A 24980-nucleotide genomic window follows, 5' to 3' on the forward strand; every position below is an offset into this window, starting at 1 on the left:
TAGCCATCAAGTTAAGGTTCAAAAGTTTTTAGCTTTTGAACCTTTTCTCCATTTTTATATCTGATCTTAGTGTATGTATTGTTTTGCCCCTACTAACGCAATAGGTAGTAGAATGGTTACGGTAGTCCCTTTGTTGAGCTCACTATGAATAGAAATACTTCCTTCGTGCCTTTCAATAATTTTATAGCTCACCGCAAGACCCAGCCCCGTTCCTTTTTCTTTTGTGCTATAGAAGGGTTCGCCCAGTCTCGGAATTCGTTCTTGAGGAATACCTCCCCCTTCATCTATGATGCGGATGGAAACCTGTTCATGATCATATTTGTCAACAGAAACAAAAATGTTTCCTCCATGAGGCATCGCTTCAATGGCATTTTGTAAAATATTAATAAAAACCTGTTTTAATTGATTTTCATCACATGTGATTTGGGGAAGCCCCGGATCAATCTTCAGTGTGATCTGAATACTGTTCAAGATTGCTTTCGTATTCATCAGATCAACAACTTGCTGCAAGAACGCTCCAAGATTCTTCTTTTGGATATTCATCACCTCAGGTTTGGCGAGCGTCAAAAATTCGCTGATAATCAATTCGATTCGCTCCACCTCAGATTCCATCAGTGTTAAATAATTTTCATGCTCGGTAAATCTATTTTTCAATAACTGGGTAAATCCTTTTAATACAGTCAACGGATTACGCACCTCATGCGCGACTCCGGCAGCCAATTGTCCTACAGCAGCAAGCCTATCTGATTTCCGCAGCAGTTCCTCAGTCCTTCGGCGGTCCGTACTATCAATTCCCGTCCCGATAACATACTTGATCTGCCCCTCGCTATCTAAGAGGATGGAGTTTGACCAACTGACCAGGCGCTGACTTCCATCTTTTGTTCTCCACATATTTTCTCTGTATAGTTCTACTTTCTCAATACTAAGATCTTGAAAAAGCTCCCACACTATCTGCGCATCTTCCGGGAGCATCAGCTGTTCCCACACAAAGTTCCCCTGCACCTCATGAAATGAATAACCCGACACTTTCTCGCAGGCACGGTTAAAGTGAACAATCCTTCCGTGGCGATCCATCACGAGTACCAGAGCATCAACCGTATCAAGAATCATATTAATAAAATTGCGCTCCTCTAACAATGCTTGTTCTGCTTGCTTGCGGTCCGTAATCGCACGGACGATCACCATGATCTTACTTTCGAGAAGCGGCAAAAACCTGGCTTCAAAGTACTGCATCTCCTTCTTTACAGACAGTGAATATTCAACATAAGCGAGTGAATTCGTCTTACTTGCATGATCAATTGCTTGTTTAAATTGGAAACTTATCTCGGACGGCAGTACATCTGGAAATTTCTTCCCTAGAAATTCTTCCGGAGCTATATAAAAGTCATTAGGGTCTCTAGCCTGCGAATTCATAATCGTTCCATCTTGATCAAGCCAGAAGTACAGGTCGGGCAGCGCGTGAAAAATAGCTTTCAAATCTTGTAGTACCACGCGCAGTCGCTCTTCACTTTCCCGCAACTTTTTTTCCGTCTGTTTCCGCTTCTGAATATCCTTTTGAAGTTCTTGGTTCGCTTCCGCCAGCTGCTTCGTTCGCTGCTTGACCAATGTGTCCAGATGCTGGTTCGTCTTTCGTAATGATTCTTCTGCTTGCCGCTGTTTCAAATGCGTAAGGCCCATGTCGGCAAACATCTCTGCCAACTGGACAAAATATTTCATACAAGCATCGACTTCTTCCGGCGAAATGATCGGAACTTTCGAAAGTGCCTTCAAATAGTTTTCTTCATTAAATCCGAATTCCCGCGCTTGTCTACGAAAATAATTAATATCCGGTTCTTCATAGAAAAACTGGCCGAGTATTAGCGTTGCCAGATGTTCCCCCTCAATTATGATCGGTACGAAAGATTCAATTAATCCGTTCTGGCATACATAAGAATCATATTCCTGACTTAGATGAAGACGGGTTTGGATCGATCGATCACTATCCTTACATCTCTGTCCAGCATGAGGATGAGCTCGGTGAAACTTGAAACAAATATCCTGCCATCCGATCGCAGACAAAATGTTTCCTTCCGGGTCAAGCAGACCATACGGAATATTAGTTAGATGATAAAAATGTTCCATAAGTTTTTGTAGCTTTGTAATATCGACAAGTTCTGAAAATCTGTATTTCACCTCTTCTCCCTCCTGCAACGTTAGTTTACGAATACATATCGTTCCTTCACGTAATACTCATCTATTATTTCCGCAGGCACGATGCTTCTTCCTGTAGCCTAGACAATTTTTTGCAAGAAACTGCGCACATGCATAACAAAAAAGCCACCCTTCTAAAAAAGGTGGCTTTTTTGTTAGTGTGTTATTTACGGCGTACAAGCAAAGCATGATCAACTTTAATACATTGATCCATAATAATCATAATGCCAGCTTCCTGCGCTTTATGAGCTGCTTCTTCATTGTAGATCCCCTGCTGCAGCCAGATAGCCTTTGGCTTCAATTGGATTGCCTCTTCCACAACAGGACCTACTTCTTCACTGCGACGGAATACATTTACGATATCTACTGGCTCAGTAATTTCAGTAAGTGATGCAGCTGCCTTCTCGCCAAGTGCTTCTTCAATCGTTGGATTCACCGGAGTAATTTTATACCCATTGCTCTGCATAGCAGCCGAAACCATATAACTTGTCCGATCTGGTTTATTAGATAGTCCCACTACAGCGATCGTCTTCGCATTCTCAAGCAGTTCCCGGCGTTCATCCGCGGATGGATTTGTAAATGTCATAACAATCTCCTCCTTCTTGTATGTACCTCTTTATTTTCTTCGCGATGAAAGTAAATAATCCCTTTTTCTTTATTACTTTTTGACATATCGATGTATTTGGTGTATCTTTCGCTTATTGCTATAGATAAAAAGCATTTACAAAAGGAGAAAACCATGGAGAAATTACTTTTCCTGTACAAGTTTTTGCGTTCACCCAAAAGCATAGGAAGCATCACCCCAAGTTCTCGTTTTCTCACCCGCGCTATGATGCAAACGATTGATTGGTCCCATGTTCACACAATTGCGGAACTCGGCCCTGGAACAGGAGTATTTACCCAGTATATCGCTGATCATAAGCAACCTGACTGTCAGGTATATGTATTTGAAAAAGACGATAGCATGCGTAAGCGGCTTGAACATCTCTATCCATCGTTCAACTTCTATGAAAGCGCGTCGAACATCAATGAAATTCAGGATATTAAGAATCGAGGAGGTCTTGACTGTATTATCTCAGGCCTGCCATTTATGAATTTCCCGCAAGATTTGCGTGATCATATTATGCAGGGGGTAGAAGAAGTTCTTGCACCGGGGGGGCTTTTTATCGCCTTTCAATATTCCACCCAGATGCGCCGCCAGCTCGATGAGCGGCTAGAAAGAAGATCGATCCGTTTTGTACCATTGAACCTTCCACCTGCTTTCGTATACTGCTACCGCAAACCACTCTCCTCTTCGCAGCATCAGATACAGCAGAAGCTGTCAGGTTTATAAAAACCCTATAGATAAAAAGATGTTAAATTATTTTACTATGAAAAAACGGCTGACATGTTGATGTCAGCCGTTTTTTATCGGAAAGCGTGAAATTACGCGTTCAGTTTTTCTTTTGCAGTAGTAGCAAGTGCTGCGAAAGCTGCTTTATCGTTTACAGCCATGTCAGCAAGCATTTTGCGGTTTACTTCAATACCAGCTTCTTTCAGACCGAACATGAAACGGCTGTAAGAAAGGCCATTGATACGAGCTGCTGCGTTAATACGAGTGATCCACAGTTTGCGGAAATCACGTTTTACCTGACGACGGTCACGGTATGCGTACAGCAGGGATTTCATAACTTGTGCGTTAGCAGATTTAAACAGACGGTGTTTAGAACCGAAATAACCTTTAGCAAGCTTTAATACTTTTTTGCGACGATTACGCGCAACATTTCCACCTTTAACTCTTGGCATTGATGTTCTCCTCCTAAATCAATTCGATCAACTTATCCGAAAAAATTATTACAAATACGTCAGCATAGATGCAATGCGTTTTTGGTCGCCGCTAGAAACAACTGCGCCTTTACGCAGGTTACGTTTGCGCTTCGGAGATTTTTTCTCCAAGATATGGCTTGTGTAAGCATGGGAGCGCTTCAGTTTGCCGCTTCCAGTTTTTTTGAAACGCTTTGCAGCGCCACGGTGAGTTTTCATTTTAGGCATCGTACAAATCCTCCAATCAGAAATTACTTGTCTGTTTTCGGGGCGAGAATCATAATCATGCTACGCCCTTCAATTTTCGGCTTACGTTCGACCGTACACAGATGCTCCACTTCTTTAGCGAGCTTCTCCATTACCTGCTGACCAATCTCAGCGTGTGTAATAGCACGTCCACGGAAACGAATCGTCAGCTTCACTTTATTTCCATTTTCAAGAAACTTCACAGCATTGCGCAGCTTCGTTTGGAAATCATGTTCTTCAATGGTTGGAGAAAGACGTACTTCTTTAATCTCCACCACTTTCTGGTTTTTACGAGCTTCTTTTTCCTTCTTCTGCTGTTCATACCGGAACTTACCGTAATCCATGATCCGGCATACTGGCGGCTTTGCGGTAGGCGCTATGTTCACCAGATCGAGTTCTTTTTCTTGCGCCAAGCGAAGCGCTTCACGTAACGGTACAATCCCTGCCTGCTGGCCTTCCGAATCAATCAAACGAACCTCACGAGCACGGATTTCCTCGTTGACTAAATGCTCCTTGCTAATAACCTGCCACCTCCAAAGGAATTTGGACCAAAGCAAAAAATGCGGACGCACTGCGCCCGCATGTATCAGTTATCCCATAATTATCAAACGATTATGGAAGTATCAGATACCTGCTGACAGCTCATCATGCGTCACGCAGGTGAGAAGCGGGTGCTCCTGCTTTGGATTCCGTTATTCATTACACTTTTCACAGTATAGCGTATGAAATATGCTACGTCAAGATTTGCCTCAAAAATATTTTAGTGTGGTATAGACTGTGTCAACTCACAGTCTTCCACAAAAGAAGTCCCTGGAATTTGTTTGGCTGCTTTTTTAACTTTGGCGGCCATCTCCGCCACTTGATTCGGCGTACAATACGCTCCTGGCTCACAGCGAACAGCCGCAAGTGAGATCGATAGCGCGGGCTTCTCTCCCTCCCCACGCTGTTCAAACTCTACAAAATATGAATCGAAGTACTCTAAAACATATGCGACGATTCCTTCTATCTCAGAACACGGACCTACTAGAATGAAATCATCCCCGCCAATATGACCGAGAAAGCTTCCCTTGCTCCCCGTCACCCGGATCGCAGTCGCCATCATTTGTGCAGTGCGACGAATAATCTCATCCCCTGTCTCAAAACCGTACTGGTCATTAAACCACTTGAATTTATCCAGGTCACAGTACAGCACCATAAATGGCTGCTCCTGGCTAAGTCGGGATGATATTTCTCTTTCAATCCGAAGATTACCAGGAAGACCCGTTAGCGGATTGGACACCGCCGCAATCTCTAACCGAGCTTTAGCTAGTCTATCCAGCAGACTTTGGACCGATACGACTCCAATATAATTCTCCTTCTCGGTTACAATGATGACGTCATATAGGTGGAACGACTCCCGTTCCATCGACAGCTTGGCTACCTTCTCAATATTTTTCCGGCTATCTACGATCAGCGGGCTGTTGTTCATAATTTGCGCAACCGATTTCTCATAGTACAGTGACACAGCATATTGGCCCCCTAGAATTCTGTACAACTGAAAACGCATAATCAATCCTTTTGGCTTCTGACCATCTAACACGACAATGCTGTCGATCCTCGTATTCCGCTCTAAAATATGATGCACATCTCGCACGAGGGTCTCCTGGCTCACACAAATCGTATTCATCACAATATCCCCGACCCGATTCGTTGATTCCTCCAGTACAATCGGTTGACGCTCCTGTTCAAGCTCCCGAATCTTATTAATGGCTTCATCTGTAGTCGGAGCAAATTCTCGTCTCGGACGTCCCAGCCAGTATCCCTGTCCATAGTCAACACCGAGCGTAATAAGTGTCTCCAACTCTTTTTCCGTCTCGATTCCTTCGCCAATAATCCGGCATTTAACTTTATTAGCAAACTGGACAAACGTCTCAACAAGCGCCTGTTTAACCGGGTCACTGTCAATATTGCGAATAAGCGCCATATCAAGCTTAATATAATCCGGATAAATCTCCGCAATCGCTTCGAGACTCGAATACCCTGCCCCTGCATCATCTACCGCAATCAAGTACCCCTTCTTGCGGTATTCCTGAATTACTGTACGAAATGCTTCGAAATTCTTGATTGCATGCCGTTCCGTAATTTCAAATACGATATTATGTGGATTCATCTGATATTCTTCCATCAGCTTGAATACATGACCTCGTAGCAAAAATGGATCATCTATGCTTCTCGCATCAAGGTTAATAAACAACTTGGCAGATGGATGCATCTCCTGCAGCCGCTCAATCGCTTTGCGTCGACACATCGATTCCAATTGAAAACTGCGTCCTGTCTGTTCCGCAAACGAAAACAACGGCTCTGGTGAATAAAAAGGCGAGCCTTCTGGACCACGCACAAGTGATTCCCACCCAAGCGGCACCCCTGTTTTTAGTGACACAATCGGCTGTAGTACCGTATGAATGTCTTCCTTCTCCATGATTGTGCGAAACTGCTGCATATGTTTAAACTCATTAGACATCAATTCATACTTTGCCATCTGGCTAGCAAATTTGACAGAGGAATACATTTCCTTGGACAGTTCAGCTCCAGAGACATTTGCATATCCGATATGTACAGAAACTTCACTCATGTGTGAATAAGTAAGTTGACGATTCAGTTCGCTTTCTACTTCCTGCTTTAAATCTACACACAGACCGTGTAAAAATATATCACTCACTTCGTTTTTAGCGGAGATGTAAACAGCATAGTCGTCTCCCCATAGCTTTTGAACGGCAATCAGCCGCACAGGCGGTTCCATAACCTGGCGGCAAGCTTCGAGCAGCGCATGGTCCATCTGCTGTAGAACCCGACTCGTAACCAGCTGACCAAATTTGGCTTCAATCTCCGATAATTTAATGATATCGAGATACAAAAGCACAACATGGCGTGACTGTGCCAGTTCGGCTTCCAATAATTTTTTGACCTGCATCCGCTGGTCTGTATAAACAAATGGATTTGCTTTTTTACGCAATCGCTTTAAAAAAGACAACACCGCTCTCCCCCCTTTTCCCCTCCATTATGCCAACGAATTTTTAAGACCGTGTAAATCCTACGTAAATAATATGAAAATATACCTACTACATTTCGATTATTTTCCCTCTTAATCAAAGTCACCTCAACCAATGCAAAAAAGCATCCTTAATGCAATATTACATTTTATGTTGTAGTTCATTTTTTACTATCTTTATGTTGTTTTTTCCACATTAATACAATGCAAAACAGCATTATAAATCTCGAAATTCCTTCCTCTATCATTTGGCACACCATTTGCTTACAATAATAAACTTATATGCCTGAAAAGAAAGGAGTACATTATGAAAAAATGGCTGCAATTATCCGTAAAAAAGAGACTGAACATTTCGTTTTTACTCTTGCTTCTCATTCCCAGCCTGGCCATCGGCTTTCTTTCATATCAAACTGCCCGACAGAAGGTACAGGATCAAGTGCTCGATCAAGCAAAAGGAAATACCTATCTTTTAGACCAGCTCATCACACGACTAATTGAACCCGAGTTACAAAATGTCTCCCTGCTGGCCGAAAATGTAAACGCTACTATGTATGCAGGACGACAAAGTCCACAGGTTATGGAACGGATTCATCAATTCCAACGTCTCCATCCTGAAATTGCCTCGGCATATGTCGGCACAGAAGCAGGGTTTCTTATTATGGACGGTTCTGAAAAGCTGGAAGCGAATTATGATGTACGCACACGCCCCTGGTACCAGCAAGGGCGCCAGAGTGACACGAAACCAATCATTACCGATCCATATGTCGATAAAGTAACCGGCCAAACCGTTGTGAGCCTGCTTAAGAAAACGAAAGACGGTTCCGGTGTCGTAGGAATTGACTTTAACCTCTCCAAGCTTGCCGAAATGACGAGTTCCATTAAAATTGGCAAACAAGGGTACGTTTTTATCGTAGATCAACAGAAAAAAATTCTCGTTCACCCATCCATCAAGAACGGGGTGGATGCACCAAAAGAAATCGTAGCACAGCTGTTCAGTAAATCCTCTGGCAGTTATGAAACAAAAAACGACACCGAAACAACCCGAACATTTTTCGTTACAAATGAGTTAACTGGCTGGAAGTTGGGCGGCACAATTAATATGGCAGAAGTACAAGCAGAAGCGAATCCAATTTTTACAACGACTGTAGTGGTCATTACCGCAGCACTTCTACTCGGTGGATTGCTTGTATACGTCGTAATCTCTTCAATTACCCGTCCACTGCGTCTACTCGACCATGCTTCAGAGGCGATTAGCACTGGGGATTTAACAGAGCGAATTCCGATTACATCCAATGATGAACTGGGGCAGCTAGGCCGCCGCTTTAACCAGATGGGAGAATCATTGCAGCATGTGCTGCATGACGTAAGAGAAAAAGCCGAGCATCTTGCGGCAGCTTCTGAAGAGTTGATGCAAGGCGCAAAAGAAACAAGTCATGCGGTTGAGCATGTCTCGACTACAATTCAAGAAATTGCCGTCGGCTCCGAACAGCAGGTGCAAAGCGTAGAAGATACATCAAACACCATCATTCGTATGTCAGGATCGATGCAGCAAATCGCTGAACATGCACAGCAAACTTCTGCTTCTGTTGCCGAAACATCCGATGTTGCAGCAAATGGCACCGAAGCGATTCAACTAGCGATTCGACAGATGGACTTGATTCATACCAAAATAACACGTCTTTCTGATACAATTAGCAGCCTGGAAGAACGCTCGCAAGAGATTGAGAACTTCGTCGAGATCATTACCGGAATTGCAGCACAGACGAATCTTCTGTCTTTGAATGCTGCCATCGAAGCAGCACGTGCAGGTGAACAAGGACGCGGCTTCGCCGTTGTGGCTGATGAAGTCCGCCAGTTAGCTGAGCAATCTTCACAGTCAGCAAGCCGCATTACGTCGCTAATTCAGACGATTCAGAATGAGACAAAAGCGGCTGTTGATTTTATGGAAGATGGAGTTCAGGAAGTGAAGAAAGGAATTGATGCGGTGTATGTCGCCGGACAGTCATTCCAGTCCATCCGGGAATCGATTGAACATGCAGCTGAACAAGTGTATGAAGTTTCTTCTTCTGCTCAGGAGATGTCGGCTGGAGCCGAAACAGTAGCCCGATCGATTCAGGTTATCTCTGAAATTGCAGAGCGTTCGGCTTCAGGTATGGAGACGGCTTCTGCAAGCACAGAAGAACAGCTCGCTTCGATGGAGGAGATATCCGCTTCTGCTGATGCCCTTGCTCATATGGCAGAAGATCTGGAAGAAGTGATTCGCCGTTTTAAGGTGTAACCTCTTTATTTCTTGATGGAGGTTTTCTCCGAAGTGTGGTGGAGGAGCCGGGATCGGGCGGGGCCTCGTCACTTCGGTACGCTTACGAAGAAGTTAAGACTGTCCGCTTCAGGTGCCAGACGAACTCGCCCACAAAAGAGATCCACGATGGATTTGCGGCGAAGCATTGTGGGCAAAGGCACGTTCGCCTGGCCCCTTCCGCTGGGAGGTCGCGTACAGGCGTTCCGTTGCCCCGCCCGATCCCGCTCCTAGCACGCTTTGGATGAAAATCATCAAGCAATATCAAGAAGCTGAGTTTTTGCTATGCAGGTAAACAATAAGGAAGGTCTTACGAAAAGCCAGTAGCTACCCGAGCAAATCCATTCTGACGGCGAGAATTTTTTGTAAATCGAAACGTTGTCGATACTACAAAAAGCTATCCTTTCGCCATGTTCTGAAGTTTAAGGAAGCCTCTACCTTGTATCTAATCCCCTAACACGATCTTCTCTAGTTGTTCCCTGTTATAAATCATGATTTTCTTTTTTTCAATATGAATAAGCTTCCCGTTTTGCAGCTCCAGCAAAATTTTTGTAACCGTTTCTCGCACCGTTCCGGTCATATCAGCTATTTGCTGGTGCGTTAATTTGAGATTGATTAAAACCCCACCTTTGTGCTGAATGCCATGCTGATCGGCTAAGCGCAGGATCATTCTGATCACTCTTGTACGGGCATCAAGTATCGTTAAGCTTGTGATCAACTCATTCGCTTTACGCAATCGATCAAGCGTCGTTTTTAACATCTTCATGGAAATATTCGGATTTCGATTTAGCAGTGACATAAGGTCCTGTCGCTTAAGGGCGTACAAAATCGACTTCTCCATCGTTTTTGCACTGGCAGACCGAACTTGTTCGTTTTCTAATACCGCCATCTCCCCAAAAAAATCACCATCCCCAAAAATCGCCAGGATAATCTCTCTTGCTTCATCGATGCGATAAATGTTGATCACGCCTGATTTAATAATATAAAGCTCGTCGCCTCCTTCCCCTTCTAAAAATACATTTCTTCCTTTTTCATACGTGCGGGTTATAAACATGGAAGAAATCTCACGTAAGTCCGCTTCCTCTAAGTCCTCAAAAAAAGGAAAATGACGAAGAAAATTCCAATCTATCACAATGAACATCCCCCATTTGTTCATGCTTTTCCGTTAATAGAAAACACACAAGATCATAATAAAAAATACCCCTTACTACATACAGTGACTTACTCCAATTAAGGACCATTGTATGTGTTAAAGGGTATAAAAGCTAGCACTTACGTACAATATACTTGTTTTGTAGTACAAGTACGTATGTACACGATCACTTCTATCAGTTTTCTTTTTTACTCATATCAAGATTATATTTTTTTGCCATACCCTGCAGTTCAGAGTTAGCCTGTTTGTTTAATTCTTGTGCTTCTTTAAGTAAGTCATCCGCAGCAACTACTTTTGCCATGTCCTCTGCCTCTAAAGCAGTAATGATATCAGTAACACCTGCCACGTTCTTATCAGCCATCTTCATTCTTATTTCATGTACTGCGCTTAGTTCCTTGTCAGGTGTGATCGCTTTGAGCTTTTCTTGTAATTCTTTAGCTTTCGGTAAAAGTTCCGTCTTTATTTTTTCGGCCTTCTGTGCATCTGTTAGCTTCTCATATGCAGGGTCGTTAAGAGCGTGGATCTGTTTTATAAACTCCGCATTTGCTTCCTGAGCAGGCTGCATCGCTTCAAGATACTTAACTAACGCCTCTTTTCCTGCATCCTCTTTTGGTTGGGCTGCTTGTTGTTGCGTATTTGTTTGTGGTGCGGTTGCATTTGCTGGTGTTTCACTCTTGCTTCCGCATCCATATAAAGAAATCGACAACACTGCTAACCCTGCAAGCAATACTTCTTTCTTCATAATAAACTCCCCTTCTCTTTTTGGATATATGAAGTAAATTACTCCTATATCGTACTTGTTCAGCTTATGGATGAAATGGATAAGTCATGAACATCGTATATTTATGAGAAGATATAAGGACTTATGAATGTTTTTGTTCCTGCTGGTTACTAGTTACTAAATCAAGGTTGACCCACAACTTGTTCCAATTTCCCCTCATTCCGTTCGCCTTCTGCGTTTTGCTCAGGCACGATGAGAAATCGCTCTCCTTTTTCGTTCTCTTCTATTTTAAGGTTGAGACCTTGTGATAAGTTCAGCTCTGCCAACTCCTTAACGACTTCGTTCAAATTTGTCAGAGACAATGTTCGAAACTGTGTGATCGTTGGATTCATTCCGGATATTCCTCCCTTCACAGCCAGTATACATCGCTTCTGTTTGGAGGAATTGTGATTGAAATTACATTTCTGAACATTTCTCTTTTCTGTGAAGATCTAGATAAAAGCATTTAGAAAAGCAGCAATGAAATAGACATAAGAAAGATCAGTGAAAAAAGAAAAGGTGATTGTCCTTTCCCACCCCTCAATCATTTTTTCTTTGACTATATAAATTATTATATTCATTATAAAGAGAGAGGTTTTATGTTCTTTAAGTAACCTCAAGAGGATTTAAACTTGGACGCACATTTAGGGATTATAGGTAAGTAATCTTGTGCAATTTGAAATCCTTAGTTGAGACTAATCGGTTGTCGCCAGTAAAATGGAAACACAGGTGTGCGTAAATGCCTAAATGCAATTACACCAATAATAGGGAAATAATTAGAGATAAAAGAAAAACTATGCGGTTTCTCTTCATGATCAAATTCATGAAGAATCTGCACTTTGTACTCTTCAAAGCTTTTTGGAAGCTGAATCGATGTAAGCATTGAACCTGATACGTACAATGCATTTTTCAAATATAAATATTCCTCAGTTACATCGTCTGGGAACCATATCTGTAGGTCAACTTCGCCAAAAAACTCGAGAATTTCTTCTCTGGCCCACTCGTAAAGTCCCCGTGAATCAAGCACAACAGACCACTCTAATAACATAGGAAGTAACGTAGACGTCTCTAATTTAATCTCTTCATTCTTCAATTCCATATCAATAAGATCATCATAGGAATCACTTAAAAGCGGAAACCTATTTCGTAGTCGATATCCCCGAACAATGTAGAGAAGTAATTTATCTATCCATTTCAACATCACATTATGCTTTCTTGTTCTATAAAGTAATAATAATGCTATGGTGATATCATTAATATGCGAGTCAAATACAGGAACATTGCTTGATTTATTATTCGTAATGAGGCCTTCTAGAGCGTTAGCTGCAATACAGGCTTCTTTAATCAGATGAAGGTTTTCCTTTTCTAAATCTATACTGTCATTAGCAAATACATAATCCAAACCAATACTAGCAATGATACCTATTTGTTCAAATGTACGAAGCGGATACTCAATCTCTTCTGAAGCATACCCAGACAGTCCATCTCGAACCATACAATGCGACATAATTTTCTGTAGATACTTTTTATTTATTTTCATTCGGGTTGCGTTGATTTTGTAAAACTCAGTAAAGATATTTCCATCATCAAAATGCTCTTTCTGCTTTATCCAATCCCATAGTCGAAGAATTAACCTCTCACCAGCATGAAATGCATGTTTTAAGTTGTTACACTCATTTGTCCAATGAAAAATAAGATTTAAGCAAAGGTGCAGGCAACGAAGTGCTTTAATTTTCTTTTTTTCATTTTTTAAAGCGTCATCAAATAACACTTCATCAATAAGTTCGTAAAAATGTGACAAATCATACTCTACAAGGTCAAGAAAAGCAAGTGTCTTGCGCATATGCTTCTGAACTGAAGAAGGGAATAAGAACTCGTCTAGAAGATACTTTTGAACCAAAGAAGATAAATTATCCCCACCCCAAAAATCAAGCTCTATCTGACCAAGCACACTTTTTTCATTAATATAATTTGTCCAATTTACCAATACATCTTGCTTCATATCTCCGTTTGTACAAAGAATGATTTTTTTTGGTAAGGAACATTGAGTCTTATCTAACATAATACGTAGGTATACATCAAAGATTTCATTAAGTGTTTGACGAACAGACTGTGGACCAGAATCCCAAGAATTACGGTCAATGTCCTTCTGCTTGATTACAAAAAGGAACAACTTCTCTATACTGTCATCAGGATCTATTCCAATAGCGGCTAAATCAACACCATACTGACGAACTCCTCGTTGAGGCTTACTAGTTGGTTGAATATCCATGGATAGGAGGAGATCAGGTATTAAAGCATCTAGCTCCTCTGATTCCCTTAACATAGATAAATACTCACGAATAATCAACCGCATTTTATACATCCTCCCGTTTGTAAATACGCCATGCAAACCGATTCATGGCATGTCCTGTAGGATCTAAAAATTCGCCCCTTGGAAACTCCATACTAACTGAATGGGTCGCAAGAAGTGATTTGTCTGTATATTTGCCATCATATTTAGAAAATGAAGCTTTTCCGCCCTTAAGTACTACCCTACGGAAAAGCTGTGACAAAAGTGACTTCTGGCTAGCATTTTCATGAATTTGTCTTCCCATTTGTTTCATCTTCATTTTTTCAAACTTATCAGCACGCGTTTCTGGAGGCATAAATTCCTTGAGTTGCTGTAAGTTTGTAAGAGCTTTGTGATATGAATCTAAGTCCTTAAGTATTTCCATTGCCACCTTTTGCTCATTACTAGTTCCATTGCACATTTTTTCAGTTAGAAGTTTTCGTGAAGCCCCTGGATAGTTATATGCAATATATTCTGTAAATGCACTATGAACTAAGTTATTTACTTTTTCGTCCTCAGGAGTTCTTTGCAGAATCGAGAAAGTCATATGGCATAAATTCTGATTATCAAATACAAATCCAAGAATTTTCATTAATACATATTTTATATCTTTGATCGACAACTGATCGAGCACTCCTTTGTTTAGAGTGAATATAATTTGATGAACAGAAAATTTATTAACTAATTCCTGTATTTGAAAATGGAAATTAGGGGTGTTTGAGTTAAGCCAAGTGGTCAGATAAAACTCTAGCATTCCTTTCTGTCCATTCAGTATTTGATGGAACAAGGAATCAAAAATTTCTGCAACTGATTGTTTCTTTTTGGGTGGAAGATGTTGCTCAATCCATGCCTCTAAAAATTGAAATACCTTGTCTGGACTGGTTTTAACCAAATCACATAAAATAAAATCAAGAGAATCTATAATTGCTTTATATTCGTAATTAACAGAAGCTAGATCCATTAGTACATCAAAGTACCAATTGTCCCTTAACGAAGGATCATTATTAAATTGCAGGATGCGAGCGACCTCATATTGAATTTCGGGCACAAGTCGCTTCGATAGCTTAATAATAGTCTCTTTTACAGAGTGATGTTTTTCAAAAAGATTACCATATGCTCTAGTTAGAGTTGAGAGAATATCTATCCGCTCTTCCTTTTCTAAAAAATCCTTGTATTGTTCCAATACCTTTTCTAACAAATCATAAGTCTTATCGTCATAGTCTAAACGACTACAAGAAATTATACCCATATTTACCAATTGATAATGTTCCTTTTTCATTAGTTCATAGGCTTCCTCATAGATTTCTCGAATACCAGTTTTCTTTGCGATCCCACCTATCACAGGCTGTATAAAAAAAACTGCTTCAGAATCTGGGTTATCACTTAGCCTTTCAAACAATTGTTTACCAACAATTACTTGTTCATTAGAGAGTCTTTCGACTGCATTAAAAATAGTTCCTGCTGCCAAGTCTCCCTTAATATATTCTGAGGTTTTTTCCAAGAAAGGTATAAAAGTACTCATGCTAATATGAAAATAGGGCAACGCACCTTCAATAATATGAAGCGTTCCCCATAAGTTCTTCCCTGTCCCTAAATCTAGCAGCTTGCTAAATTGTTCACAAATACTTTTATTAAAATCATTATTTAATACTATTAATAACATAGAAGCTTGATATTTTAAGAAACTGAAGTGAATATATTCGCTATGTAACTCCTCAGCTTCTTCCCAAAACTGCTCCGCATCATCCCATAATGGTAGAAAGATTTTTTCTGCTAATGACCGAGTAAGAAAGTATAAAAATGAAACAAAATCAGTAAATGAAATTTCTTCAGAATATATAGTAAGGATTTTCATATCAACTAAGACGGTAAGGTCATCAAAGTTGGTCCCTTGGGGTAATGGAACCTTATCTGTCTTCCCCTCTCTCATAGCCTGTGCAATTGAATAAAGATGAGATACGCAGTCTGGATACTCCATAATGATACGTTTCCATAAAGATTGCTTCTCTTGATAATCAAATTCTAGCACTTTTTATTCTCCACTTCCTTCCTCCTACTTTTTATTCTGGAATAAACTGAATAAAGTTTCATTCAGTCAACTTTAATTGAACTTATACCCAGAATATTATTAATACGAAATTTGAAAGTCAAGTATTGTGAAAGCACCCAATCATATTCTGAAATATATCGAAGGAACCTTTTGTGGACAAGTTCACATGGCACCTAGAGCGGACAGATACACTTCTCTAAATAGCATAATCAAGTAACAAAGCGCCTCCTTCTCCGCTCCTCCACCTTAGTTTGAATGGCAGCATCCTACAAGCAAAGGAAAAGGCTGCTCCACTCGCCATAACATGACGTGTGGGACAGCCTCTCTTCATTATTATATTAGAATTTTTTTGTCGCAATCTCATCCAGAATAGCGTTAATTACATCATCCACTTTTTGCGAACCAAGATCCCCCTGGCCGTGGCGGCGGACAGCTAATTCGCCATTTTCCATTTCCTTGTCACCGATAACAAGCATGAATGGAATTTTGCGCAGCTGTGCTTCGCGGATCTTGTAGCCGATCTTCTCATTGCGCGTATCAAGCTCCACACGAATGCCCATTTTCGCCATTTTTTCTTTCACTTCTTCCGCATACTTCACATGCGGCTCAGCGATTGTCATGATGCGAGCTTGCACCGGAGCAATCCATGTTGGGAACGCCCCTGCGAAATGCTCAGTCAAAATGCCGATGAAGCGGTCAATCGAGCCATAGATGGCACGGTGGATAACAACCGGACGGTGCTTCTGATTGTCTTCGCCCACATACGTAAGGTCGAATTTCTCTGGCATCTGGAAATCAAGCTGGATCGTCGCGCACTGGTGGCTGCGCTTGATCGCATCTTTAATATGGAAGTCAATTTTTGGACCGTAGAAAGCGCCGTCGCCTTCATTGATAGTGTACGGCACGCCAAGTCCGTCTAGTACGTTCTGAAGGGAACGTTCCGCTGATTCCCACAGCTCGTCGCTTCCCATCGAATCTTCCGGACGAGTAGACAGCTCAATGCTGTATTGGAAGCCGAATACGCCATACATTTTGTCGATCAGCTCGATTACATTTTTGATCTCGGATTCAATCTGATCTGGGCGAACGAACAGGTGCGCATCATCCTGTGTAAACGTACGTACGCGGATCATGCCGTTCAATGCGCCAGAGAATTCGTGACGGTGTACTTGGCCGAATTCAGACATACGGATCGGCAGGTCACGATATGATTTGATCTGACCTTTGTAGATGAGCATATGGCCCGGGCAGTTCATCGGTTTCAAAGCGAACTTAGTGTTATCTACTTCTGTGAAGTACATATTCTCATGGTAGTGATCCCAGTGGCCGGATTGCTCCCACAGACGCTGATTCATCATGAGTGGTGTGCGAACTTCTTCGTAGTCACGCTCTTGATGCAAGCCGCGCTCATACGCTTCAAGCTCATTACGGATAACCATACCATTCGGCAGATAGAACGGCATACCTGGTGCTTCTTCGGAGAACATGAATAGGTCAAGCTCTTTACCAAGTTTGCGGTGATCGCGCTTGCGTGCTTCTTCCAGGAAGTGCAGGTACTCATCGAGGTCTGCTTTCTTCGCCCAGCAAGTACCATAAATACGCTGGAGCATCTGACGATCGGAATCTCCGCGCCAGTACGCACCTGCTACACTCATCAGCTTGAACGCTTTGATTTTTCCAGTAGATGGAACGTGCGGTCCACGACACAGGTCGAAAAAGTCGCCCTGATGATACATCGAAATCTCTTCGCCTTCTGGCAGTTCCGAGATAATTTCTGTTTTTAAATGGTCATTTAACTTTTCATAGATCGCAAGCGCTTCTTCGCGTGTGACAACCTTGCGCTCGATGGAGAGGTTTTCCTTCACGATCTTGTTCATTTCTTTTTCAATATCAGCAAGCATTTCCGGTGTGATCGTTACAGCTGTATCGATATCGTAGTAGAAACCATCTTGAATAACTGGACCAATCCCCAGACGAACATTCTCATCACCAATGATGCGCTTAATCGCCTGTGCCATTAAGTGCGCACAGCTATGGCGCAGTACTTCGAGTGCATCTTCGCTGTCTTCTGTGATGATTTCCACAGCTGCATCATGTGGAATCACTGCTTTTAAATCAACCGTCTTGCCATCTATTTTACCGGCAATTGATTTTTTGCGCAGGCTTGGGCTGATCGAAGCCGCGACATCTTCAATAGTTGCACCGGCTTCGTACTCGCGCTTCGAGCCATCCGGCAGTGTAATTGTTAGAACTGACATGTTGTTTTCCCTCCAAATCATTCCAATAAAATAAAAAAACGCGCATCATCCCAATAGGGACGAGCGCGTTGTTCTCGTGGTACCACCCTGGTTCAGCACAGTCTGTTCCGCTTATACAAGCAGGTTGCACAGGCTATGCCCTCCATGAACAATAACGGATGTCTTCCGGTCGTTCTTACTAGCGACAGCGTTCCGAACGACAGCTAAAGGGGGTAATGCAAGTCTCGTGCTGGAAAGCTTGCAGCCGATGGCCTTCCTCTCTGAGAACCGGTTGACTTGAATCATGTCCTTTTCATTGCTTTTGCATATGAAGCTATTTTGATTATAGTAGTGCGGCTCCGGTAAGTCAAGTGTCCTCTACCATCGAAACGAGTGGATATTCACCTGATACGATTATCCTGCCTGCAAATAAGCGAGTTAACATCATAATGATCGGTGCTCGTGGTTGTTCGGTGTACACGAACAATGTCCCCGGCGCAAAAGCAGCTAGCGTACGTACAATGTCCGCTTCTTCCGATACGTATGGCAATTCTGTTTCTGCCGGAAAAGCCAACTTCAACGAAGGATCAAGTCGTTCCCACTCTTCATTGTAATACCTAAACGATGTCCCCCCTTCATGCACAACGCGAAGTAGCTCCGTACGAACTGTCTGACTGGCTAGAAATGCCCGTAGTCGCCTGACAACCATTTCATATTCTTCTTCCGCAAAATATTCTTCAATATACATATCAACCATCAAGCGAAGTTGACACAACTTCGCTTTCATCCGAAAGCGAAAAAAACCATCCAGATGGAGGTCTTGTTCCTGTTGAAAATAATCAAATACCATGCGCTCTACATCGGATGTTAATTCACTTGCTCGAGACGCAATCTGTCCCACTTCTCTTCCTGCTAGATGATACAGCACATACCCAAGCAGCCCGCCTTTTTCCTGCACACGTTCATAAGCAGGATGGCTGCATACAAGCCGCCCGATATATCGTTCTTCTTTCCATGCCAGATACGCTCCTACCGCGCGAGCAATCGCACACGGTAATCCCTCATATACCTGGACTGTACACGCCTCCATCTTGCTCTCAATCATAAAGCAACAAGCATGCGATTGTTCTTGTTCATACAGCCGAATCTGAAGCAGGGGACGAATTCTATTTAGTTCATCACGTAATACTTCGCGAAATGAATCCAGCAAGTCCCGATCTCGAAGCGGTACATATAATTTCATCACACGCACGATTTCACCTTCCTCCGGCCTTTTCTTTCATGTATATGAAAAAAAGCGTAAAATCTGATAAAATATTTCGAAAATAACTATTGATAACGCTTTCATAATCCCTTATAATAACAGTAACCCCCTTAAAACGGGTTGACACCTCCTGGAATTGAATTAATCTCTCCACTCCTACCTTTGGCTCGCTGCGTTGCAGCGGGCTACTTTTTTGTCTTTTTTACATTCGTTCTCAAAAAAACAAGCCGTCCCGTTCGCCATGTTCTGGCTTCTAAGACAGCCTGTTCTCGGTTACTACCTATGCATATGCCGAAGTCGGTTGTGCTTCCGACTGTTCCTCACCAAATACTTTTGCCTTTTGCATATCGAGCCAGACAACTTTGCCCGGTACAAGCTCATGGGTTAGCCGCGAATCTGCGGCAATATGCACCTCAAGCGGGACTTCTTTTTTCGTAACGACTTCTATCGTAATGAATGGTCCTGTTGTTTGTACTTTTTGGATAACCGCTGCTTCAGAAGCTGTTCCAGACGGACGAAGCTGAACATCAACTTCATGCGGCCGAATAAATCTTATCTGTGCAGCATGCTCATGCAAGTCTAAGCGATTCGTTTTGCCAATAAACTCACATACAAATGGCGTGGCCGGTTCATGATAAACCTCTGTCGGACTTCCAATCTGCTCGATTTGTCCCTTGTTCATGACTACCACACGATCCGCGATTTCCAGCGCTTCTTCCTGATCATGCGTCACAAATACTGTGGTAATTTTCAGTTCGTCATGCACCCGACGCACCCAGCGGCGAAGCTCATGGCGCACTTTAGCATCGAGTGCACCAAATGGTTCATCAAGCAGCAACAGATTTGGCTCAATGGCGAGTGCCCGTGCCAGTGCGACCCGTTGACGCTGACCACCTGACAGTTGGGATGGATAACGATCCCCTAGTCCTTCTAGTTGGATAAAATGCAGCAAATTCGCCACCCGTTCTTTAATCTCAGCGCGAGAGGGACGCTTGCGGCGCGGTTGTACGCTCAATCCGAACGCAATATTATCTGCAACCGTCATATGACGAAATAATGCGTAATTCTGAAACACAAACCCGATACGAAGTGCTTCCTTCCGCTCATGCTCTGCTAGATCGGCCTGAATGTGCCCGACATCTGCTGCCTCCAATCCACCAAGAATCCGCAGCAGTGTTGTTTTACCTGATCCGGAAGGTCCGAGCAGAGCAAGCATCTCTCCACTTTTAATCTCCAGTGTCACATCGCGCAATGCGGCAAATTTTCCATACATTTTATGAACATGTTCGATTTGAATCGTCATTTAGCTGTCCTCCATTCCACCAGACTTTTGACTGCTAGCGTAATAAGTGCTAGAAGTGTGAGCAAAGATGCAGCGGCAAATGCCGCCTGAAACGCGTATTCGTTATACAAAATTTCAACATGGAGCGGCAGTGTATTTGTCATGCCCCGAATATGACCTGACACGACCGATACCGCTCCAAACTCCCCCATCGCACGTGCCGTACATAAAATAATCCCGTATACAAGCCCCCACTTACTATTCGGCAGCGTTACTCGCCAAAAGATTTTCCAGCCACTCGCTCCGAGAGAGGCCGCCGCTTCTTCTTCCTCTGTCCCCTGTGCCTGCAAAAGCGGAATCAACTCTCGTGCGACGAATGGAAATGTAACAAAAATAGTCGCCAGTACAATCCCCGGTGCCGCGAATACAATCTGGATATCATGCGCCGCGAAAAACGACCCCCATAATCCATCTGATCCAAATAGCAGAACAAACAGCAGACCCGAGATAACAGGCGAGACTGCAAACGGAATATCAATGAGCGTAATCAAAATGCTTTTGCCTGGAAACGTAAATTTCGCAATCGCCCAGGAAGCAATCAGCCCGAATATAACATTAAGCGGTACGGCAATCCCGGCTGTGATAAGCGTCAGCTTAATCGCGGCCAGCGCATCAGTCTCAGTTAATGCTGCTGCGTACAAAGCCCATCCTTCCGAAAGTGCTTCCGTAAATACAACGAGCAGCGGCAGAACAAGAAACAGCGCCACAAACAAAAGTGCGGCGGCAATAAGGCCCCACTGAATGAGCGTAGAAGTACTTCGCTTTTGTTCAGGCTCAATGCGTACCCAGGCAGAAGCTACCGCTGTATGATTCGATTCCATAATTCTCACCTCTACCGCGCCATCCGATATCGGGATAGGCGCCATTGAATGACATTAACGGCTAGCAGAATACAAAAGGACGCCACCAGAAGTACCGCCGCCAGTGCTGTTGCGCCTGCATAATCAAATTGTTCCAGTTTGCTCATAATGAGCAGCGGCGTAATCTCCGTCTTCATCGGCATATTGCCAGAGATGAACACGACTGAACCGTACTCCCCAAGTGCCCGGGCAAATGCAAGTGCAACCCCTGTCAAAAGCGCCGGTACAATCTGCGGTGCAATCACCCGATGAAAAATCTGCCAGCTGGTCGCACCAAGTGAAGCGGCGGCTTCTTCTACATGAATCTCCACCTCTTCTAAAACAGGCTGAACCGTCCGCACAACAAACGGCAGACCAATAAACGTAAGGGCTACAATAATACCAAGCGGTGTAAATGCAACTTTTATTCCGAGCTTCTCCAACCCGTGCCCAATCCAGCCGTTTCCTGCATACAGCGTCGTCAAAGCAATCCCGGCTACTGCGGTCGGCAATGCAAAAGGCAAATCAACAAGCGCATCAATCAGCTTGCGGCCGGGAAAACGGTAGCGCACTAGCACCCAGGCTAGCAGCAGACCAAACCCGGCGTTCAGACACGCCGCGATCAGCGACGTGCCAAAACTAACCCGATACGAAGCCAGTACACGCTCATCGGTTATGATCTTCCAGAAGTCAGACCATTTCAACGAAGCGGCTTTGTAAAACAACAGGGAAAGCGGCAAGACAACAATGAGACTTACATACAACAGCGTGCATCCAAGTGTCAGAGAGAAGCCGGGAATCACGCTATACTTTTTCATCCTTTCTCCTCCTGACTAGTGCGGTTTATAGATCTGATCAAATAAGGCTCCATCGCTAAAATGTTTCGCCTGTGCTTTCTTCCACCCACCAGCAATCTCATCAATCGTAAACATCTTAATAGCCGGGAACTGCTGACGATATTTCTCAGCTACTGTTTTATCCTGCGGACGGTAGTAGTTTCGTGCTTCGATTTCCTGACCTTTTGGTGAATACAAATATTCCAAATATGCTTTTGAAATTTCCTGTGTGCCATGCTTATCAGCTACTTTGTCTACAATCGCTACTGGTGGCTCTGCGAGAATACTAACGGACGGATATACAATCTCAAAGTTTCCTTTGCCGAGTTTGTTAACAGCAAGCAGAGCATCATTCTCCCATGTAAGCAGTACATCCCCGATTCCCCGCTCGACAAACGTTGTCGTCGCACCACGTGCACCGGAATCAAGCACCGGAACGTTCTTGAATAATTGCGCCAAAAATTCTTTCGCTTTTGCCTCATCGTTATTATTTTTCTTGAGCGCATAGCCCCAGGCCGCCAGGTAGTTCCAGCGTGCACCCCCTGATGTTTTTGGGTTTGGTGTAATAACGCTAATGCCCGGTTTCACCACATCGTTCCAGTCCTTAATCTGCTTCGGATTTCCTTTGCGGACGAGAAAGACGATCGTCGATGTACTTGGTGCACTGTTATGGGCGAATTCTTTCTGCCAGCCCGGCTTGATCAGTCCTTTTGCCTCCAGCGCATCAATATCATAGCCAAGCGCAAGTGTCACAACATCAGCTTCCAGCCCGTCTATTACGGAACGTGCCTGTTTACCTGAGCCACCGTGTGATTGTTTAATGGTCACATCCTGCCCCGTTTTCTGCTTCCAGTAAGCTGCAAATTCTTTGTTATAATCCTGATACAGCTCACGTGTCGGATCATATGAAACATTCAGCAACTGTACCGCCTTTGGCTGAACCGTCTTCGTTTGCGCCGTTTCTTTTGATTCACCGGCTGACGAGCATCCTGCCACGCCTAATGCGAGACTGCTCGCCAGTAGAACATGTACCCATTTGTGTGATTTTTTCATTGTGTTATCCCCCTTGTATTTTTCTAAAAAAAGAGGCCCCTAAAAAACCGACAGTTCATAACAAACTGCGGAATTTTAAGGGCCTCCGGTGATCCGGTCAGCACCTGACACGTTATCGAGCTTTCTTTTCTGTCGCAAATCTTTTTTTCTCTGTGCGGTCAATCTGTACAACCTGGCCATCGTGAACGATAATCTCCAGCGAACCGTATTCCAGATCTTTCAACGCATCCAGAATTTTTTCCACCTTGCAGGCAGGCTTCTGCCGCTCCTTCTCTCCCACTCTTCCTTCCCCCTTTTTTCGAATTTCCAAGTTATGAATGCTTCTGGTGTACACATCCGCCTGCTGCAAATACTTCATAAGCACACCCCCTGATAAGATAAAAAGCGACCCCTTATCGAAATAAGAGGTCGCCCGCAATAAACAAATATCGGTTCTCCCTCTTATCTATCGGATTGTGCATCCGCTGGAATTAGCACCTTTTGAATCATCAATGGTTGCCGAGGCTTCATCGGGCCAGTCCCTCCGCCTCTCTGGATAAGAGTCTTACTAGATATACAATTTTTTATTAGTCTTATCATAATACCTATTAATCAAAGTAGTCAACTGTGTTTTCTGAATTTTTTCTACATGGTCGATCGTTTACGGTTTTCTAGCTGTTTAGCAAAACAGAATCGCACAATTTTATCTCTATGTCCTTCAGCAATTTGTGTGAAGCGCAGCGGGACTTTCAGTAGACCGTTATCTTGCGGTATCGGTTGGCGTACAAGTTCGACTTTAGCTGCAATATCTTGATCCGGGAGATGAATAGTAACCGAAAATGCCTCTTCTGGAAATGTAATCTCAGGCTTGCATAACAGCAAAAGTCCACCTCCACTAATGTCAACCGACCTAGCAGAGTGCTTCGTATTTTCAATCATAAAATCTACGTTTAGCATGACAGGTACACGCAAATAGTTTCGACGTTGGATTTTACGAATATCTTTCAATTCAGGCTTTCGAAGCAATAGTAGTGGAATGTTATCTTTTGTACGGCGTACAACTTCAGACGAAAACTCATACTGATTCCCATCCTGATTCATGTAGCTTACGTACACAGCCTGCCTGTCTAACAGTATAGCCGTGCGTCCGGTCTGCTCATCAATCGGATACGTAATCATAATCATGTCATTCGACAAATCTGCTACCGTTGTTTTGTACTGTTTGGCTTCTTCCTTCTCCTCAAAAGAAGTCAGCCGTATGTGCTGGTTGACTGATGGAAACACGATTCTCGCCCCTCTTTCTACCCTATTTTCCCTTTATTACGTCTTAAAATAATATGTAAAGATAATGAAAAAGTAATACCATTACCCATTATAAACCAAATAGACTGTAGAAAAAATAATTATAAAATAAAAAATAGTTACTTTCACACTGTTTTTATATGAAATTTGAAATAGTAAATTTTAGAAAAAAGATAAAAAGACCTATAAATTACCTATAACACCATAAGCAAAAACGCCTATTTATAACATTCACATCCAAAGTGAAGTATAAATAAGCGCAGCATAACT

At 43.0% G+C, this 24980-nt stretch carries 21 protein-coding genes, 1 riboswitch and 1 other annotated feature; of the genes, 2 read left to right on the forward strand and 19 right to left on the reverse strand.

Annotated features, from left to right (window positions below):
• Positions 1-66: 66 nt before the first annotated feature.
• Together PO771_RS15330 and PO771_RS15335 are read right to left on the reverse strand one after the other, a co-directional pair.
• Entirely contained in the window at positions 67-2172 is a 2106-nt protein-coding gene (locus tag PO771_RS15330) for a PocR ligand-binding domain-containing protein (protein ID WP_272560548.1), read from the reverse strand.
• 181 nt (positions 2173-2353) lie between these two features.
• Complete coding sequence (locus tag PO771_RS15335) at positions 2354-2776, reverse strand: CoA-binding protein (RefSeq protein ID WP_272560549.1); 423 nt, start codon at positions 2774-2776, stop codon at positions 2354-2356.
• Between the two features lie 153 nt (positions 2777-2929).
• On the opposite strand from PO771_RS15335, the gene PO771_RS15340 reads away from it, so the two are divergent.
• Entirely contained in the window at positions 2930-3523 is a 594-nt protein-coding gene (locus PO771_RS15340; protein ID WP_272560550.1) for a class I SAM-dependent methyltransferase, read from the forward strand.
• Between the two features lie 92 nt (positions 3524-3615).
• On the opposite strand, the gene rplT is transcribed toward PO771_RS15340, so the two are convergent.
• The 4 genes from rplT to PO771_RS15360 all read right to left on the reverse strand — a co-directional run bounded on the left by rplT (position 3616) and on the right by PO771_RS15360 (position 7252).
• Positions 3616-3975 (reverse strand): 50S ribosomal protein L20, encoded by a 360-nt coding sequence (rplT, locus tag PO771_RS15345; RefSeq protein WP_272560551.1) that lies wholly within the window; start codon positions 3973-3975, stop codon positions 3616-3618.
• Between the two features lie 48 nt (positions 3976-4023).
• Entirely contained in the window at positions 4024-4221 is a 198-nt protein-coding gene (gene rpmI / locus PO771_RS15350; protein WP_096467162.1) for a 50S ribosomal protein L35, read from the reverse strand.
• Positions 4222-4244: 23 nt separating this feature from the next.
• Positions 4245-4796 (reverse strand): translation initiation factor IF-3, encoded by a 552-nt coding sequence (gene infC, locus PO771_RS15355; RefSeq protein ID WP_272563187.1) that lies wholly within the window; start codon positions 4794-4796, stop codon positions 4245-4247.
• Positions 4788-4928, reverse strand: a sequence feature (ribosomal protein L20 leader region). Its footprint overlaps the gene before it by 9 nt.
• Positions 4929-4999: 71 nt before the next feature.
• On the reverse strand, positions 5000-7252 hold the full coding sequence (locus PO771_RS15360) for a bifunctional diguanylate cyclase/phosphodiesterase (RefSeq protein ID WP_272560552.1): 2253 nt from the start codon (positions 7250-7252) through the stop codon (positions 5000-5002).
• A 322-nt stretch (positions 7253-7574) separates the two neighbouring features.
• On the opposite strand from PO771_RS15360, the gene PO771_RS15365 reads away from it, so the two are divergent.
• Positions 7575-9545, forward strand: a complete 1971-nt coding sequence (locus tag PO771_RS15365) for a methyl-accepting chemotaxis protein (RefSeq protein ID WP_272560553.1) — start codon at positions 7575-7577, stop codon at positions 9543-9545.
• A gap of 463 nt (positions 9546-10008) precedes the next feature.
• On the opposite strand, the gene PO771_RS15370 is transcribed toward PO771_RS15365, so the two are convergent.
• The 13 genes from PO771_RS15370 to PO771_RS15430 form a co-directional block, all read right to left on the reverse strand.
• Entirely contained in the window at positions 10009-10695 is a 687-nt protein-coding gene (locus PO771_RS15370; protein WP_272560554.1) for a Crp/Fnr family transcriptional regulator, read from the reverse strand.
• Between the two features lie 196 nt (positions 10696-10891).
• The gene (locus PO771_RS15375; protein ID WP_272560555.1) at positions 10892-11458 is read right to left on the reverse strand and encodes a hypothetical protein; all 567 of its coding nucleotides are present in this window, start codon (positions 11456-11458) and stop codon (positions 10892-10894) included.
• Positions 11459-11619: 161 nt separating this feature from the next.
• Positions 11620-11829: a hypothetical protein gene (locus PO771_RS15380; RefSeq protein WP_272560556.1), complete on the reverse strand. Its 210-nt coding sequence runs from the start codon at positions 11827-11829 to the stop codon at positions 11620-11622.
• Positions 11830-12161: 332 nt separating this feature from the next.
• Positions 12162-13832, reverse strand: a complete 1671-nt coding sequence (locus tag PO771_RS15385) for a hypothetical protein (protein WP_272560557.1) — start codon at positions 13830-13832, stop codon at positions 12162-12164.
• A gap of 1 nt (position 13833) precedes the next feature.
• Positions 13834-15837, reverse strand: a complete 2004-nt coding sequence (locus tag PO771_RS15390) for a hypothetical protein (protein ID WP_272560558.1) — start codon at positions 15835-15837, stop codon at positions 13834-13836.
• Between the two features lie 359 nt (positions 15838-16196).
• Positions 16197-18116 carry a threonine--tRNA ligase gene (gene thrS / locus PO771_RS15395; RefSeq protein WP_272560559.1) on the reverse strand — a complete coding sequence of 640 codons (1920 nt, stop codon included), beginning with the start codon at positions 18114-18116 and terminating at the stop codon, positions 16197-16199.
• Positions 18117-18462: 346 nt separating this feature from the next.
• Positions 18463-19338 (reverse strand): sporulation protein YtxC, encoded by an 876-nt coding sequence (ytxC, locus tag PO771_RS15400; RefSeq protein WP_272563188.1) that lies wholly within the window; start codon positions 19336-19338, stop codon positions 18463-18465.
• A 301-nt stretch (positions 19339-19639) separates the two neighbouring features.
• Positions 19640-20662: a sulfate/molybdate ABC transporter ATP-binding protein gene (locus PO771_RS15405; protein ID WP_272560560.1), complete on the reverse strand. Its 1023-nt coding sequence runs from the start codon at positions 20660-20662 to the stop codon at positions 19640-19642.
• Positions 20659-21522, reverse strand: coding sequence for a sulfate ABC transporter permease subunit CysW (gene cysW / locus PO771_RS15410; protein WP_272560561.1), 864 nt, complete (start codon positions 21520-21522; stop codon positions 20659-20661). The genes PO771_RS15405 and cysW overlap by 4 nt, the downstream gene beginning before the upstream one ends.
• 11 nt (positions 21523-21533) lie before the next feature.
• Positions 21534-22358, reverse strand: a complete 825-nt coding sequence (cysT, locus tag PO771_RS15415; protein ID WP_272560562.1) for a sulfate ABC transporter permease subunit CysT — start codon at positions 22356-22358, stop codon at positions 21534-21536.
• 15 nt (positions 22359-22373) lie between these two features.
• Positions 22374-23429, reverse strand: coding sequence for a sulfate ABC transporter substrate-binding protein (locus tag PO771_RS15420; RefSeq protein ID WP_272560563.1), 1056 nt, complete (start codon positions 23427-23429; stop codon positions 22374-22376).
• Between the two features lie 112 nt (positions 23430-23541).
• Positions 23542-23787: a YezD family protein gene (locus tag PO771_RS15425; protein ID WP_272560564.1), complete on the reverse strand. Its 246-nt coding sequence runs from the start codon at positions 23785-23787 to the stop codon at positions 23542-23544.
• An 80-nt stretch (positions 23788-23867) separates the two neighbouring features.
• Positions 23868-23971, reverse strand: a riboswitch (SAM riboswitch).
• 82 nt (positions 23972-24053) lie between these two features.
• Entirely contained in the window at positions 24054-24692 is a 639-nt protein-coding gene (locus PO771_RS15430; RefSeq protein WP_272560565.1) for a flagellar brake protein, read from the reverse strand.
• Positions 24693-24980: the final 288 nt, after the last annotated feature.

The organism is Aneurinibacillus uraniidurans, assembly GCF_028471905.1.
GTDB lineage: Bacteria > Bacillota > Bacilli > Aneurinibacillales > Aneurinibacillaceae > Aneurinibacillus > Aneurinibacillus uraniidurans.